The 17,167-nt window shown below is 38.7% G+C and carries 10 protein-coding genes; 4 read left to right on the top strand and 6 right to left on the bottom strand.

What is annotated here, in order from left to right:
- Positions 1 to 91 precede the first annotated feature (91 nt).
- The gene (locus tag AP75_RS06735; RefSeq protein ID WP_185116475.1) at positions 92 to 1,090 is read left to right on the top strand and encodes an LLM class flavin-dependent oxidoreductase; all 999 of its coding nucleotides are present in this window, start codon (positions 92 to 94) and stop codon (positions 1,088 to 1,090) included.
- Between the two features lie 154 nt (positions 1,091 to 1,244).
- Here the strand turns inward: AP75_RS06735 and AP75_RS06730 are convergent, their stop codons facing one another.
- Positions 1,245 to 1,487, bottom strand: coding sequence for a hypothetical protein (locus AP75_RS06730; RefSeq protein ID WP_088263949.1), 243 nt, complete (start codon positions 1,485 to 1,487; stop codon positions 1,245 to 1,247).
- A gap of 42 nt (positions 1,488 to 1,529) precedes the next feature.
- Here AP75_RS06730 and ribB point away from each other — a divergent pair, with 42 nt between their 5' ends.
- The 3 genes from ribB (at position 1,530) to AP75_RS06715 (ending at position 4,813) form a co-directional block, all read left to right on the top strand.
- Positions 1,530 to 2,651, top strand: a complete 1,122-nt coding sequence (ribB, locus tag AP75_RS06725; protein ID WP_031501388.1) for a 3,4-dihydroxy-2-butanone-4-phosphate synthase — start codon at positions 1,530 to 1,532, stop codon at positions 2,649 to 2,651.
- 137 nt (positions 2,652 to 2,788) lie between these two features.
- Positions 2,789 to 4,045, top strand: a complete 1,257-nt coding sequence (locus AP75_RS06720) for a putative DNA modification/repair radical SAM protein (RefSeq protein WP_031501387.1) — start codon at positions 2,789 to 2,791, stop codon at positions 4,043 to 4,045.
- 3 nt (positions 4,046 to 4,048) lie between these two features.
- Entirely contained in the window at positions 4,049 to 4,813 is a 765-nt protein-coding gene (locus AP75_RS06715) for a TIGR03915 family putative DNA repair protein (protein WP_031501386.1), read from the top strand.
- 232 nt (positions 4,814 to 5,045) lie between these two features.
- Here AP75_RS06715 and AP75_RS06710 read toward each other — a convergent pair whose 3' ends face one another.
- From AP75_RS06710 to AP75_RS06690, 5 genes are all read right to left on the bottom strand, one after another.
- Positions 5,046 to 5,351, bottom strand: coding sequence for a DUF3467 domain-containing protein (locus AP75_RS06710; RefSeq protein ID WP_031501385.1), 306 nt, complete (start codon positions 5,349 to 5,351; stop codon positions 5,046 to 5,048).
- A gap of 110 nt (positions 5,352 to 5,461) precedes the next feature.
- Positions 5,462 to 9,727, bottom strand: a complete 4,266-nt coding sequence (rpoC, locus tag AP75_RS06705) for a DNA-directed RNA polymerase subunit beta' (RefSeq protein ID WP_088263947.1) — start codon at positions 9,725 to 9,727, stop codon at positions 5,462 to 5,464.
- Positions 9,728 to 9,837: 110 nt separating this feature from the next.
- Positions 9,838 to 13,665: a DNA-directed RNA polymerase subunit beta gene (gene rpoB, locus AP75_RS06700; RefSeq protein ID WP_031501380.1), complete on the bottom strand. Its 3,828-nt coding sequence runs from the start codon at positions 13,663 to 13,665 to the stop codon at positions 9,838 to 9,840.
- Positions 13,666 to 14,070: 405 nt separating this feature from the next.
- Positions 14,071 to 14,598 carry a hypothetical protein gene (locus AP75_RS06695; RefSeq protein WP_031501381.1) on the bottom strand — a complete coding sequence of 176 codons (528 nt, stop codon included), beginning with the start codon at positions 14,596 to 14,598 and terminating at the stop codon, positions 14,071 to 14,073.
- Positions 14,599 to 14,618: 20 nt separating this feature from the next.
- A complete protein-coding gene (locus AP75_RS06690) occupies positions 14,619 to 17,099 on the bottom strand; it encodes an L-type lectin-domain containing protein (RefSeq protein ID WP_088263945.1) in 2,481 nt (826 codons plus the stop codon).
- Between the last annotated feature and the right edge of the window lie 68 nt (positions 17,100 to 17,167).

Raw genomic sequence — 17,167 nt, 5'->3', positions numbered from 1 at the left:
TCTTTATAATTTGTTTTAAATATCACTAGAAGGAAAATTGGTGTAAGAAAGAACGTACTTTTGTAATGCTTTAATTAAATAAAAAATGACAATGAAAAGATTCGAATTATCGGTCCTGGATTTAGCTCCCGTAAAACAAAATAAAACCATACACGACTCTTTCCACGAGAGTTTAACATTAGCAAAGCACACAGAAAAATTGGGTTACAAACGATTTTGGCTTGCCGAACATCACAACATGCCGAGTATCGCAAGTTCCGCAACCTCTGTATTAATAGGCTTTATCGCCAACGGAACCGAGAAAATCCGTGTAGGGTCAGGCGGAATTATGCTGCCGAATCACAGCTCACTTGTGATTGCCGAACAGTTTGGAACTCTGGAAAGCTTATTCCCGGGAAGAATCGATCTCGGCGTGGGGCGAGCACCCGGAACGGATGGTTTAACAGCCAAAGCGTTAGGCAGAAATCCAATGATCATCAATGAACAGTTTCCGAGGCAAATACAGGAATTGCAACAATATTTCTCGGTAGAAAACTCCACGAGTTTGGTTAGAGCCATTCCCGGTGAAGGTTGCGATATCCCGATTTATATTTTGGGATCGAGCACCGACAGTGCCTGGCTTGCCGCGGAAATGGGCTTGCCTTATGCATTCGCTGGTCATTTCGCACCGGATATGATGGTTCATGCATTTCAGATTTATAGAGAAAATTACAAACCGAGCGAGAAATTCCCGGAATCTTATGCTATTGCTTGTGTGAACGGAATTGCCGCTGAAACCGACGAAGAAGCGAAGAAATTATCAACAACACTTCACCAAGCTTTCCTCAACATTATCAGAAACGACAGAAAGCCCTATTCACCGCCAGTAGAGGACATCGACGAGTTATGGAACCCGATGGAAAAAGCCCACGTTTTGAAAATGTTGCATTACAGTTTTATTGGAAGTGAAGAAACCATCCAATCAAAACTCACTAGTTTTCAGGAAGCTTTTCAGGTGGATGAATTGATGATTACTTCACATATCTACGATGAACAAGCGCGTTTGAAATCTTACGAAATCATCAAAACGGCTGTCGACGGAATGATCTAAAACTCATAAAAATCTCTCGCTGATTATGCTAATACTGCGGATTCATACCAATTTTAATCTGCTCAATCTGTAAAATCTGCGAGAGTATTCTTAATCAATAAGAATCTCTCGCGGATTCAGCCGATTTAGCGGATTGGTTCCAATATGAATCTGCTCAATCTGTAAAATCTGCGAGAGTATTCTTAATCAATAAGAATCTCTCGCTGATTCTGCTGATATTGCTGATTGGTTCCAATATGAATTTGCTCAATCTGTAAAATCTGCGAGAGTTTTCTTCATCAATAAGAATCTCTCGCGGATTCAGCCGATTTAGCGGATTGGTTCCAATATGAATCTGCTCAATCTGTAAAATCTGCGAGCGTTTTTTTGGAATCCATTCCCAATTTATCCTTGCCACTTTCTTAAAACTCAGTATCTTTGCGCCATCTAAAAAAGTAAAATGTCAGATATTCAACTTAATACTATTCCCGAAGCAATAGAAGACCTGAGAAACGGAAAAATAATCATCGTAGTAGATGACGAAAACCGTGAAAACGAGGGCGATTTTTTATCCGCAGCAGAATTGACCACTCCGGAAATCATCAACTTCATGACGATCTACGGAAGAGGGCTTATTTGTACTCCACTGCCTGAAAAGAGATGCGACGAACTAGGGCTCGACATCATGGTAACCCGAAGCAGCGATCCGAAAGAAACCGCATTTACTGTTTCTGTAGATCTTTTAGGAGAAGGCGTTTCTACCGGTATTTCGGCAAGTGACCGAAGCAAAACCATTTTAGCATTGATGGACGAAAATACAAAGCCAACCGATTTCATGAGGCCCGGTCATATTTTCCCGCTGAGAGCAAAAAAAGGTGGCGTACTGAAAAGAGCCGGTCACACCGAAGCAGCAATTGATTTAACAAAGCTTGCAGGCCTAAAAGAAGGAGGCGTAATTTGTGAAATCATGAACGATGATGGATCAATGGCTCGTCTTCCGGAATTGGTAGAGTTGGCAAAAAAACATGATTTGAAAATTATTTCCATCGAGGATCTTATTCATTATCAACTGAAAAAAGGCGATTTGATCGAGCGCATCGAAGAGCGAAAAGTAAAAACCTTCTATGGCGACTATGATTTTTATGCATTTAAAGAAACCAGCACCGACCAGATCCATTTTGCTTTAACGAAAGGCACCTGGGTAGCAGATGAACCAGTTTTGGTGCGGGTGCAGGCATCTAATTCTTATTTTGATGTGCTCAACAGACTTTCTACCGGTGAAAAACCATTGCTAGAAAAAATCACCAAAATGATTAATGACGAAGGAAAAGGTGCAATCATATTCATCAACAATGTATCGAACGCGGAAAACACCTTGAGAAAGTTGCAACAGTTTATCGATTTCCAAGATGGGCAGGAGAAAAGACCTACTTTAGCTTCCAACTTCCACGATTACGGAATTGGAACCCAGATCTTAAAGAATTTAGGAATTACCAAATTCCGCGTGATCACCCAAAACGTCAACCAAAAACCATTGGTCGGTGGCTACGATGTAGAAGTAACGGAAATGGTTCCGCTATAAGACCCCTCTTCAACAAGCAATTATTCCCATCTTCGGATGGGATTTTTTTTTAAAAAATAATTCAGATTTTATTATCGAAAAACTACTCTTTTTCATCATTTTTTATTAAATTTGTTTATTTAATTTAACATAATATAATGGATTTCTCACGCATTCAGGAAAAATTAGAAATACTTGCAGATGCTGCAAAGTACGATGTTTCCTGCTCTTCAAGTGGCGGAAACCGTAAAAACAATGGTGGTTTAGGAAATAGCCATGCTTCGGGTATTTGCCATTCCTACACCGAAGATGGGAGATGCGTTTCCTTGCTTAAAATTTTGTTGACTAATCACTGTATTTTTGATTGTGCATATTGTGTTTCTCGAAAATCAAACGATATTAAACGTGCCGCTTTCACGGTGGAAGAAGTTGTGGATTTAACCATCAATTTTTACCGCAGAAATTATATTGAAGGTCTTTTTTTAAGTTCAGGAATTTTCAAAGATGCAGACACCACCATGGAACGCTTGGTTCGTGTTGCCAAGAAGTTACGCACCGAGCATCGCTTCAATGGTTATATCCATCTAAAATCAATTCCTGGAGCTAGCGAAGAACTGATGAAGGAGGCAGGGCTTTATGCAGACCGACTGTCCATCAACATCGAAATTCCGACAGAGAAAGGTTTGAAACTGTTGGCTCCCGACAAATCCCACGCAGAAATGATAAAGCCGATGGATTTTGTTAAAAACGAATTGATTTTGTATAAAGACGAAAGAAAAATCTTTAAGAAAATTCCAAAGTTCGCACCTGCCGGTCAATCTACACAGATGATCGTGGGAGCCACCAACGAAACCGATTTAAAAATCATAAAAGTAGCCAATCATTTTTACCAAAACTTTAATCTAAAACGCGTTTATTATTCAGGTTATGTTCCCGTTTTGGAAGACAGCCGCCTTCCTTCAATCCATTCTCAAGTTCCCATTCTCAGGGAAAACCGCTTATATCAGGCGGATTGGCTGATGCGTTTCTATGGATTTGGTGCTGATGAAATTTTAGATAAAAATAATCCGTTTCTTGATCTGGAAGTGGATCCAAAATTAGCGTGGGCGCTAAGAAATCGTGAGAATTTCCCTGTGAACATCAACACTGCGCCGAAAGAGATGATTTTGCGCGTGCCCGGAATTGGGACAAAATCGACTGGTAAAATTTTGATGGCCAGAAAATTCCAGAAGCTTACTTTGGATCATCTTCAAAAAATGGGGGTTGCTGTAAACAGAGCCAAATATTTTGTGGAGTTTGAAAGTGAAAATATTTTCAACCGCTTGATTGATGAGCAAAATTTGAGAAAAATTTTACTTTCCGGTATGAAGTCCAAATTTCAAAATCCATTTTCTCAACAGCTTAGTTTATTTTAAAATATGAACATCCTGCTATATGACGGAAGTTTTGAAGGTTTGCTGACCGCTATTTTCGAAATTTTCGAATATAAATTTAAGGACGCAGAAATCATCAGTTCATCAAACTATCAACAGGAAAATTTCTTCGCTGAAGTGTACGAAGTGATTGCCCAAAACGATAAAGCGGATCGCGTACTGCAAAGATTGGAGAAAAATTTAGGCAAGGAAGGCATCAAAAATTTACTATGGGTTTATCTTTCTGAAAGAATAGATCGTGAACGATTGATTCTAAGTGCTGTGCAACACTCGCTGAAACATCCTAATGAAAATGTTCTTCAGGATTTTGGGAATCCGGATATTTTAGAAATTTCTAAAATCTGCAAAAGTGTGGGCAGGGAAAAACACCGGATGACAGCATTTGTGCGTTTTGAGAAATTAAAGGATGATGTTTATTTTTCGAAAGTAGAGCCTGATTTTAATGTATTGCCTTTGGTATTAAATCATTTTAAAAATCGATATCAAGATCAGAAATTGATGATTTTCGATTTGAAGAGAAATTACGGAATCTTCTATGACATGGTAAACGCAGATTTTTTTTATCCGGAAGAAGATCAAATTTTAATGATGAGAAATTCGCAAAACCTTCACCATGAGGAAGAAAAGAAATACCAAAAATTATGGCAACGTTATTTTTTCAAAACCAATATTATGGAAAGAAAAAACATGAAACTGCACGTTCAATGGTTGCCTAAACGCTATTGGAAGTATTTAACTGAGAAGTTCTAATGGTGAGATTTTTTATCGCGATGGTAGCGTGCTAAATTTGAGCACGGTTTCTAAATGGGAATTTTTACCCATTTGCAGCAGTTTTTTGCAATAAATCTGCGCTCCAATCTTAATTTTGCGGTAATCCTTATTAAGATGTCCCTTTGTAATAAAATTTAATTATTATCCATCTCAATGAAAAAAAAAATCCCAACCGTGAAGTTGGGATCTGTATTTTACAAAACGCTTTGGCTTATGCCTGAACGTTATTTTGACCTACTACGAAAGGCTCAACCTCTTTAATTTCGCCAAATTGCTGCTCATAGTTAGCAACATTTTGTTGTAATGCATTCAATACTCTTTTTGCGTGCAAAGGTGCCAAGATTACTCTTGAACGAACGTTAGCTTGTTGCACACCCGGCATCAATTGGATAAAATCTACCACGAATTCTGAAGGAGAATGATTTACTAAAGCTAGGTTACAGTAAACACCTGCTGCGATCATCTCGTTTAAGTTGATGTTGATGTTGTTTTGGTCGTTGTTTTGGTTGTTGTCCATTTTTTTTTAAATTTTAGATATTAGATGTTAGATTTTAGATGTTAGACTTTAGACAGCAGACTTCAGCGGTTAAATATCTGAAATCTGATGTCTGTTGTCTAATATCTTATTTAGTTCAAGTCTTCAAATTCTTTTTTAGACCCTACGATTACATTTTGATAATCTTTAAGACCGGTACCTGCAGGGATTCTGTGACCTACAATTACGTTTTCTTTCAGACCTGTTAGGTAATCTACTTTTCCGGATACTGCTGCCTCGTTGAGAACTTTTGTAGTTTCCTGGAATGAAGCTGCCGACATGAAGGATTTGGTTTGTAGCGCTGCTCTGGTGATCCCTTGTAATACCGGGGTTGCAGTTGCAGGTAATGCTTCACGCACTTGTACTAACGCTAAATCTTCACGTTTCAGTTTAGAGTTTTCGTCTCTTAGTTCTCTAGCAGTAATCATTTGTCCTGGTTTAAATTCTTTTGAATCACCAGCATCGGTTACTACTTTCAATCCGAATACACGGTTGTTTTCTTCCAAGAAATCGAATTTATGCTCTAATGCACCTTCAAGGAATTGGGTGTCGCCACCATCAACGATCGATACTTTCGTCATCATCTGTCTAACGATGATTTCGAAGTGTTTATCATCAATTTTCACTCCTTGAAGTCGGTAAACTTCCTGAATTTCATTAACCAAATATTCCTGAACCGCAGTTGGTCCTTTGATTTTCAGGATATCGTCCGGAGTAATCGATCCGTCGGAAAGTGGCGAACCGGCAGTAACGAAGTCGTTTTCTTGAACAAGGATCTGGTTAGAAAGTTTAACTAAATACTTCTTAATCTCACCAGTTTTAGATTCTACGATTAATTCACGGTTACCTCTCTTAATTTTACCATAAGAAACTACCCCGTCAATTTCTGTAACTACAGCAGGATTAGAAGGATTTCTCGCTTCGAATAATTCGGTTACTCTTGGTAAACCTCCTGTAATATCCCCTGCTTTTGCAGATTTTCTAGGAATTTTGATTAAGACTTTACCCGCCTTAATTTTCTCACCATCATTTACCATTAAGTGAGCTCCTACTGGTAAGTTGTATGCTTTCTGCTCAACACCTTTGGAATCTACTACTTTTAAAGTAGGAACGGCTTTCTTGTTTCTTGATTCAGAGATAACTTTCTCTTCGAAACCAGTCTGCTCATCGATTTCCAACTGGAATGAAATACCCTGGATGATGTCTTCGTACTCTACCTTACCGGCAGATTCAGCAATAATTACCGCGTTGTATGGATCCCATTTCGCAATTACATCGCCTTTTTTCACTTTATCACCTGGTTTTACCAGTAATTCGGAACCGTAAGGAACGTTGGCAATCATTAAAGGGGTACGCGCAGCATTGTCTGCAACCAAACGGAATTCCGTTGAACGAGACACAAGGATTTCAGCTTTTACGCCTTCTTCGTTTTCCGAAGTTACCGTTCTCACCTCGTCCATTTCCACGATACCGTCGCGACGTGCAACAATCGATGGATTTTCTGAAATATTCCCTGCAGTACCACCCTGGTGGAAGGTTCTCAGCGTAAGCTGGGTTCCGGGCTCACCAATAGACTGTGCTGCGATAACTCCTACTGCTTCACCCATGTGAATCGGTTTACCTGTCGCAAGGTTACGTCCGTAACATTTCGCACAGATTCCTTTCGTGGTTTCACAAGTAAGTGGTGAACGTACTTCTACTGCTTCAATTCCTGCTGCTTCGATTTTCTTGGCTAGTGCCTCGTTAATCAAATCATCAGCATAAGCAATTACTTCATCTGTTTCCGGATCGTAAACATTGTGAAGAGAAACTCTACCTAAGATTCTTTCAGAAAGTCTCTCTACGATTTCGTCGTTTTTCTTTAATGGAGTAATTTCTGTTCCTCTTAAAGTTCCACAGTCGTTTTCAGTAATGATCACATCCTGTGCAACGTCTACCAATCTTCTGGTTAGGTAACCAGCATCGGCAGTTTTAAGAGCGGTATCCGCAAGACCTTTACGTGCACCGTGAGTAGAGATAAAGTACTCAAGGATCGAAAGACCTTCTTTAAAGTTCGCAACAATTGGGTTTTCGATAATTTCCGCACCGGTAGAACCCGCTTTTTGTGGTTTTGCCATCAAACCTCTCATTCCTGAAAGCTGACGGATCTGTTCTTTGGAACCCCTTGCACCGGAATCAAGCATCATGTACACAGAGTTGAACCCACCTTGGTCGGTTTTCATTCTGCTCATGATCATTTCTGTTAATCCCGCGTTGGTATTGGTCCAAACGTCGATCACCTGGTTATATCTTTCGGTGTCTGTAATAAGACCCATGTTATAGTTGGCCTTAATTTCGTCCACGTTAGCAACCGCTTCCGCGATCATGGTTTTCTTTTCCGCAGGGATCACGATATCTCCTAAACTAAATGATAAACCTCCTTTGAATGCATTAGAATAACCTAAGTTCTTCATATCATCAAGGAACTTCACAGTCGTCGGGAAATCGGTATCTGCCAATACTCTACCAATAACATTTCTCAATGATTTTTTAGTTAAAAGCTCATTGATATATCCTGATTCTTTTGGTACAATTTGGTTAAATAAAATTCTTCCAACGGTAGTTTCAGTTAACTTGGTAGTAATCACGCCATCTTCTTTGATTGGCAATCTACATCTTACTTTAGCATTTAAAGAAACTTGTCCTTCTGCGTAAGCGATTTCTACTTCTTCCGGTGAATAGAAAGCTAAACCTTCGCCTTTCACCTTCATAGTATCTGTAGAATCCAATTGTTTGGTCATGAAATAAAGACCCAAAACCATGTCCTGAGATGGTACCGTAATTGGAGAACCATTTGCCGGGTTCAAGATGTTCTGAGAACCTAACATCAATAATTGAGCTTCCAAAATTGCTTCCGGTCCTAAAGGTAAGTGAACCGCCATCTGGTCACCATCGAAATCCGCGTTGAATGCCGTAGTAACCAATGGGTGCAACTGGATTGCTTTACCTTCGATCATTTTTGGCTGGAACGCCTGGATTCCCAGTCTGTGCAAGGTAGGTGCCCTGTTCAAAAGAACTGGGTGACCTTTCATTACGTTTTCTAGGATGTCATAAACTACAGGTTCTTTTCTGTCGATGATTCTTTTTGCTGATTTTACGGTTTTTACAATACCTCTTTCAATCAGTTTTCTGATGATGAACGGTTTGTAAAGTTCTGCAGCCATATCTTTCGGGATACCACATTCGTGAAGCTGTAAGTTTGGACCTACAACAATTACCGAACGAGCTGAATAATCCACACGCTTACCAAGTAAGTTCTGACGGAAACGACCTTGCTTCCCTTTCAATGAATCTGAAAGAGATTTCAATGGTCTGTTAGATTCAGATTTAACAGCAGAAGATTTTCTTGTATTATCGAATAATGAATCTACAGATTCCTGAAGCATACGCTTCTCGTTTCTAAGGATTACTTCCGGAGCTTTGATCTCTAAAAGTCTCTTCAAACGGTTGTTTCTGATGATTACTCTTCGGTAAAGATCATTCAAATCTGAAGTTGCGAAGCGCCCTCCATCCAATGGAACCAATGGTCTTAGTTCTGGTGGAATAACAGGAAGAACACGCATAATCATCCATTCCGGTTTGTTGATCATTCTGGTGTTTGCACCACGGATGGCTTCAACAACATTTAATCTTTTTAGGGCTTCAGTTCTTCTTTGTTTTGAAGATTCGTTGTGTGCTTTGTGACGCAAATCGAAAGATAGAGTATCTAGGTCGATTCTTTTCAATAATTCTTCAACCGCTTCTGCTCCCATTTTGGCAACAAATTTATTCGGGTCAGAATCATCAAGATATTGGTTTTCAGCAGGAAGTGTATCTAAAATATCTAGATATTCTTCTTCTGTTAAAAATTCTTTGTCTTCGAAATCGGAACCGTCTGCTTTTTTAGCAATACCTGGCTGGATCACAACATATCTTTCGTAATAGATAATCATGTCCAGTTTTTTGGAAGGTAAACCTAAAAGGTAACCGATTTTGTTTGGTAAAGAACGGAAATACCAGATGTGAGCTACAGGAACTACCAATCCGATGTGACCAATTCTTTCTCTACGAACTTTTTTCTCGGTAACTTCTACCCCACAACGGTCACAAACGATTCCTTTGTATCGGATTCTTTTGTATTTACCACAAGCACATTCGTAATCCTTCACAGGACCGAAGATTTTCTCGCAGAACAGACCGTCTCTTTCCGGTTTGTGGGTTCTATAGTTAATGGTTTCCGGTTTTAAAACTTCACCTCTTGAATCCTGTAGAATAGATTCAGGAGAAGCAAGACCGATCGTAATTTTACTAAAATTACTTGTTTTATTTTTATTTGACATTTTTTATTTTGATTAAAAGATTAAAAGATTGAAAGCTTTAAAAATAACTTTCGTTCTTATCGTCTTGGAGTTAATTAATGATTTAATTTTTTAATAATTAAACTTTTAACTTACTCCTCCAATCTTATATCAAGGCCAAGACCTTGCAACTCGTGAAGTAATACGTTGAAAGATTCCGGAATACCTGGTTCAGGCATTGCTTCACCTTTCGCGATTGCTTCATAAGTTTTCGCTCTACCAATCACGTCATCCGATTTCACGGTAAGGATTTCTCTAAGGATATTGGATGCACCGAATGCTTCGAGTGCCCAAACCTCCATCTCACCGAATCTTTGTCCACCAAACTGCGCTTTACCACCAAGTGGCTGCTGCGTAATCAATGAATAAGGTCCGATAGAACGTGCGTGCATTTTGTCATCAACCATGTGACCGAGTTTCAGCATGTAAATTACCCCAACAGTTGCCGGTTGAGAGAATCTCTCGCCAGTTCCACCATCATATAGATAAGTTGACCCGAATTCCGGAAGACCTGCCTGATTGGTGTACTCGGTAATTTGATCGATATTAGCCCCATCGAAGATCGGTGTAGCGAATTTCAATCCTAATTTCTGACCAGCCCATCCAAGAACAGTTTCGTAGATCTGCCCGATGTTCATACGTGAAGGTACCCCAAGTGGATTCAGCACGATATCAACAGGAGTTCCGTCTTCTAGGAATGGCATATCTTCTTCACGAACGATACGGGAAACGATCCCTTTGTTACCGTGACGTCCTGCCATTTTATCACCTACGTTCAGTTTACGTTTCTTAGCAACATAAACTTTTGCAAGTTTGATAATTCCTGCAGGAAGTTCATCACCAATTGAGATTGCAAATTTCTCACGGTTTTTAACCCCTTGAATATCGTTGAATTTGATTTTATAGTTGTGAATCAACTGTTTAACCAATTCATTTTTATCGGCATCTACGGTCCAGTCTGCTCCACTTACGTTTACATAATCTTCAACACTTTGAAGTAATTTAGTCGTAAATTTCACTCCTTTTCCGATGATTTCTTCATCAAGATCATTTTTCACTCCTTGTGAAGTTTTACCGTTCACCAGAGTTCCTAATTTTTCGAGAAGGGTATTTCTTAATTCATCGAATTTCGCTTTGTACGTATTTTCGATTTCCTCAAGTTTCAGTTTCTCTTCGGATCTTTTCTTTTTGTCTTTGATGTTTCTAGAGAACAATTTCTTGTTAATTACAACCCCTCTTAATGATGAATCAGCTTTCAAAGAAGCATCTTTCACATCACCGGCTTTGTCACCGAAGATCGCTCTCAATAGTTTTTCTTCTGGAGTTGGATCAGATTCACCTTTTGGAGTGATTTTACCAATCATAATATCTCCAGGTTTCACGTCAGCTCCAATACGGATCATACCGTTTTCATCAAGATCTTTGGTTGCCTCTTCAGAAACGTTTGGAATATCTGCTGTCAATTCTTCCATACCTAATTTGGTATCACGAACTTCCAATGAATATTCATCCACGTGGATCGAAGTAAACCAGTCCTCACGAACTACTTTCTCGTTGATTACGATCGCATCCTCAAAGTTATACCCTTTCCAAGGCATGAAGGCCACCACAAGGTTTCTACCTAATGCCAACTCTCCGTTTTCGGTTGCATAACCGTCGCAAAGTACCTGACCTTTTTGAACTTTGTCGCCTACTCTTACGTTTGGTCTCAAAGTGATGGTTGTACTTTGGTTGGTTTTTCTGAACTTGGTCAGTTTATAAGTTTTCGTAGCAGATTCGAATGACACCAAATCATCGTCTTCGCTTCTTTCGTATTTAATGGTGATTTTATCCGCATCTACATACTCTACAGTACCGTTTCCTTCAGCATTAATCAAAATTCTGGAGTCTTTAGCAACTTGTTGTTCCAAGCCAGTACCTACGATTGGAGCTTGTGGCTTCAACAAAGGAACAGCTTGACGCATCATGTTGGATCCCATCAATGCACGGTTCGCATCATCATGCTCCAAGAACGGAATTAATGAAGCGGAAATACCAGAAATCTGGTTCGGTGCCACATCGATCAAATCAACCTGTTGAGGTTCAACTACCGGATAATCACCATCAAGACGTGCAATTACACGGTCTGTAGAAATTGTTCCGTCTTCGTTCATTTCAACGTTCGCCTGAGCAATAACTTTATCTTCCTCATCTTCTGCGTTTAAGAAAACTGCAGGAGTTTTCAAATCTACTTTTCCGTTGTTTACTTTACGGTAAGGAGTTTCGATGAAACCTAAGTTGTTGATTTTTGCATAGATTCCTAAAGAAGAAATCAAACCAATGTTTGGTCCTTCAGGAGTTTCGATCGGACAGATACGACCATAGTGAGTATGGTGAACGTCACGCACCTCGAAACCTGCTCTTTCTCTTGATAAACCACCAGGTCCTAGTGCAGAAAGACGACGCTTGTGCGTGATTTCTGATAGCGGGTTGGTTTGGTCCATGAACTGAGAAAGCTGGTTGGTACCAAAGAATGAGTTGATTACAGATGTTAAAGTTTTAGCATTAACAAGATCAATTGGAGTAAAGATTTCGTTATCTCTAACGTTCATTCTCTCACGGATTGTTCTTGCAATTCTTGAAAGACCAACACCGAATTGTCCTGCCAATTGCTCACCAACAGTTTTAATTCTTCTGTTTGACAAGTGGTCGATATCATCAACTTCCGCTTTGGAGTTTACCAATTCGATCAAGTGACGAACGATGGAAATGATGTCTTCTTTGGTTAAAACTTCCGTTTTTTCAGGAATATTTAATCCTAATTTCTTGTTCAATCTGTAACGACCAACTTCTCCTAATGAATAACGCTGTTCTGAGAAGAATAATTTTTCGATAATTCCTCTTGCAGTTTCCTCATCTGGCGGATCTGCGTTACGCAACTGACGATAGATATACTCCACCGCTTCTTTTTCGGAGTTGGTAGGGTCTTTTTGTAAAGTATTTTGGATGATAGAGAATTCGTTTGAATTTTCTTTGTGAATCAAAATTGATTTCACACCAGCATCCAAAATCAGGTCTAAATGTTCTTTTTCAAGAATAGTTTCTCTATCCAAGATGATTTCGTTTCTTTCGATAGAAACTACTTCACCCGTATCTTCATCAACGAAATCTTCGAACCATGTGTTCAAAACTCTCGCTGCCAAAGTTCTTCCTTCTACTTTTTTCAATGCTGCTTTAGAAACTTTTACTTCTTCTGCAAGGTCGAAAATTTGAAGGATATCTTTATCAGATTCAAATCCGATTGCTCTTAACAAGGTAGTTAACGGTAATTTTTTCTTACGGTCGATGTAAGCGTACATTACGTTATTGATATCGGTTGTAAATTCCATCCAAGACCCTTTGAAAGGAATAATTCTGGAATAATACAACTTCGTTCCGTTGGCATGGTAAGTTTGACCAAAGAATACCCCCGGAGAACGGTGTAACTGAGTTACGATAACACGCTCTGCACCATTAATGATAAATGAACCAGAAGGCGTCATATAAGGAACCGGACCTAAATAAACGTCTTGCACAACGGTCTGAAAATCTTCATGTTCAGGGTCAGTACAATACAATTTTAGTCTGGCTTTCAAAGGAACTGAATAGGTCAGTCCTCTTTCCACACACTCGTCGATCGAGTAGCGCGGTGAATCAACCAAATAATCCAAAAACTCCAGTACAAACTGGTTTCTGGAATCGGTAATTGGGAAATTTTCTTCAAAGGTTTTGTAAAGAGTTTCGTTTACTCTCTGCTCCGGAAGGGTGTCCAACTGGAAAAATTCTTTGAAAGATTGGATCTGAATGTCCAAAAAGTCAGGTGTTTCAATTTTTCCTTTTGCTGCGGAAAAATTGATTCTTTCGTTCCCCTGAGTTTTAGCGACTGCTTTAGATTTACTCATAAAAATTTTAAAGAATGAGGGTTAAAAAATATTTTGTTTTAAAAAATATCAGAAAAAACCTTTTAAGAGTAAGAGAAACAAGAAGATAGGCGCTAACAAATAGACTTGGCTCTTATCAAAAATGGGCTTATTCTAACTGCAACGCCGGTATATCTTTTCACGGAGTAGTGCAAAATACTTTTTGATCTTTCAACGCTAAACAATAGTGAAATCTGTAAATAGAGAAAAGCCGCTTTCAGAAAACAGAAAGAGCTGATTTACAATATTTTAGTGATTTATGTACAATGGTTAGCGCCAAAAGGAGTGCAAATTTAGGTAAATTAATTCGCTTTCACAAGTAAAAAACCATCTCCGAAGAGATGGTCTATTATAAAATTTTGTTAAAATTCATTTAAACTCCGTCGCTTACGGTTTCCAGAAACTCCAAACAGTACCATTGAACACTGCCAATTGTTTTTTGGTAGTGTCATAGACCATCATTCCGGGAGATGGGTTTACAATGTTGAGGTGAGGAGAGGCTACTTTAGGCAAAACCATCGCTTTATTAGTGTCTGCTAAGACTAAAATTCCCGGGGTGGTATCAGTAGCAGGATCTCCACCGATAAGCACTTTTGCAGAATCTTGATCTGAAAGAGTATCCTGTAAAGTAGTGGTTACGGTTCCTGTGGTATCTACGCTAAGGTCTCTCCATCCAGAAGCATACTTTACATAAACTTTTCTGTCTGCAGTATTGTAGACTATTGTTCCGTTTACCGCTCCTGTTACTGCTACTGTAGAAGTGACCCAAGGAAGAATAATTCCTCTGGTGTTATCTGCATTATCATAAAATTCTAATGATACTGCAGGTGAAGAAACGGTAGCTTTTCCTATGGCTACTTGAGCTGAAAGAGCAGTAGCAAAAAATAAGGTTAATGTTAAAAATATATTTTTCATGTTATCTCAAATTTAAATAATTAATCAGGGCAAGTTTGAGTGTTGAAACATCTCCAACCCGTAGATGTACCATCAATGTTGATTTGGAGACAGTCTTGGGTAATGTTATATACCATCATTCCTTCTCTAAGATCAGCACTAGGAATAGCAGTGATTTGAGCATCTGTAAGTCTATTGACTACGAAACCTTTGGTTTTGGCTTCAAGTGCTGTCCAAGCTCCTTTTCTTACCATAGGCCAATTGCTGTTGTCTGCACCAGCTCTGCCAAGAGCTGTAATGCCGTGGTTGGTGTCTAAAATTGTGCCAGAAGTTTGTGCTGGTTTGTAGCAATAACATCCATTTACAGATGCATTAGCAGAACTTCCTGCTGTTTGTCCTTGAGCTTGTCCGTCCACATTAAATGTACTACCTGTATTAGTAATAACAGGAACACCATTTGCATCTACTGTAGCAATTGCGGGTGAATTTAAAGTGCCAGAGATATTTGAACCAATTGCATTGCTCCCATTTAGCATTGTTTGAGTAATATTATCACCACCTTCTATAGCATCTGCACAACCATCATTATCTGAATCTACATCTAAATGATTAGGCGTTCCGTCATTATCTGAATCCAGTTCAAGTGGTAAATCTGAACAGAAATTATTAAATCTTATTCTTTGATCATTATTAAAACCTCCTGTAGATGCTGTATATCCAAAATAAACCTTGCTTACACCTCCAAAATAGCTCGTAATTGGAGTTCCTGCCGGAAAAGTGTATGCACCCGCATTAATACCATCTAAAGTAAATGATAAAGTTTTAGTAGCAAAGTTCCAATTCACAACAATATTATGATAGGCACCATCTTCAACATTTCCTAGATCCTTAGCAGTGGTTAACAAACCAGCACCACTCTGATTGTTAGCTACCCAAATCTGACCGTGGTCATTACCGATATCGCCAACCCCTGTACCGTTATCAAAAGTGTCAATCTCTAATACAATACCATTGGCAATTCCTTGTGCTCCGATTCCCATACCTACAATTCCTGTAGCATTAACTCCTAATGGAGAATTATGAAATACAGTTGCAATACCATCTGCACCAGCTGCATCTTTTGTCCCAAAATACGCACTATAAGAAATTGTGAAACTTTTCGCAAAATCTACTTTACCATAACTCCAAGCATTACCGCTTTGAGTACCTGCATCTGGAGTTAATCTTAATTCATTTGAACTGATTTGAGAAGTACTTCCGTTAAATTTAAAAATAGTACTAACCGAAGAATTTGGCGCAAATCCTTTTTCATCACAATCCAAAATCCCATCATTATCATCGTCAAGATCTAAATAATCCGGAATGGTATCTTTATCAGTATCTTTTTCTACAACAACATTTACACTACAAGCAGTGGTGCTTCCGTTAAGGTCAACGCTTATTGTTCTTGTTCCCGAACTCCCTCCTCCATCATATACAAGAGGGACATTTATAGAGGTTGTTGAAGATGTAATATTAACTGTTGATGAGCTATTGAAATTTGCTCCTGTTATATTGATAGTATATGTCCCAGGTTCATAAACATTAGTAATTGGAATATTAAGTACTCTTTCGCCATTGCTTGCAACACCTTCAACAAATGGTGTTGTAGGGCTTTGCGTAATACCACTACAAGTTAATGTAAAAGGAACATAATATGCAACAACGGTTGCTAAATCTAAATTTTGATGATTACCTCCTGTATATGTTGCAGATAATATAGATGTTCCATCGTAGATATTAATCCTACGAACTTCAACAGTATTACTAGCGGTAGGAGTTGCAATATATACATAACCTTGAAAATAAGCCATCCCCTGAATCCCTATTGTTGTAGGTAAATTTTCAAAACTCGCACTACCTGAGATAGGAGCCGAGATTGCCTTTTCAGCAACTCCCGTAGCAATAGAAATTTTGAAAAGATATCTTGCCGTACCATTATTCACAAACATGTAAATATTATTCTGATAATCAAAGAATGTATCGGTTCCAAACGTAGTTCCATTATTCCAGTCAGTATCTGTACTGGTAATAGGTATAGCAGTTCCGGATGGATAAATTGGATAAATAGTCTTAGTATTAGATTGAAAACCATAAACATTTCCAAAATAAGGACCAGGAACGTTATTGGTTGCGATACCTCCAACTGCAACAGGTACTGTGGCTCCTGCAATAGCTGTTGCATTTTTATAAAGAGCAGCACCTGCTGTACTATTAGATTCAATAAAAACTATAGTTGAAGGATTACCACCTGGCGCATCATAACCCACAGCAAGATTACTTGCATTAGCATTGGTTCCTCCTGGTATTGTTGGAGTTGTTGCAACCGGTGTAGGTAAAGCTCCTCCGGCTAATGATGTTATATCATAAATTCGTCCGGTTGACGCCAATGATAAATAAAGTTTGTCTGCAGCTTGAGAAAAAAGAAAGTGATTACCCAATAAAAAAGCCACTATAATTAAAAATAGATTTAATTTTTTCATAAAAGATTATTATTAATAAATATATAATTCGCCTTGGAAAACTATTCCCAAAGAGAATACCTAGTAAA

This window comes from Kaistella haifensis DSM 19056 (genome assembly GCF_000735695.2).
GTDB classification, from domain to species: domain Bacteria; phylum Bacteroidota; class Bacteroidia; order Flavobacteriales; family Weeksellaceae; genus Kaistella; species Kaistella haifensis.
Note: the sequence above shows the minus strand (reverse complement) of the source record. Positions and strands in the feature narration are given on the sequence as shown.

Bases quoted from the DNA above. Each gene is read 5' to 3' on its own strand.
- AP75_RS06710 (WP_031501385.1), bottom strand. From the start codon at position 5,351: ATGGACAACAACCAAAACAACGACCAAAACAACATCAACATCAACTTA.
- AP75_RS06720 (WP_031501387.1), top strand. From the start codon at position 2,789: ATGGATTTCTCACGCATTCAGGAAAAATTAGAAATACTTGCAGATGCT.
- ribB (WP_031501388.1), top strand. From the start codon at position 1,530: ATGTCAGATATTCAACTTAATACTATTCCCGAAGCAATAGAAGACCTG.
- rpoB (WP_031501380.1), bottom strand. From the start codon at position 13,665: ATGAGTAAATCTAAAGCAGTCGCTAAAACTCAGGGGAACGAAAGAATC.
- AP75_RS06690 (WP_088263945.1), bottom strand. From the start codon at position 17,099: ATGAAAAAATTAAATCTATTTTTAATTATAGTGGCTTTTTTATTGGGT.
- AP75_RS06735 (WP_185116475.1), top strand. From the start codon at position 92: ATGAAAAGATTCGAATTATCGGTCCTGGATTTAGCTCCCGTAAAACAA.
- rpoC (WP_088263947.1), bottom strand. From the start codon at position 9,727: ATGTCAAATAAAAATAAAACAAGTAATTTTAGTAAAATTACGATCGGT.
- AP75_RS06715 (WP_031501386.1), top strand. From the start codon at position 4,049: ATGAACATCCTGCTATATGACGGAAGTTTTGAAGGTTTGCTGACCGCT.
- AP75_RS06695 (WP_031501381.1), bottom strand. From the start codon at position 14,598: ATGAAAAATATATTTTTAACATTAACCTTATTTTTTGCTACTGCTCTT.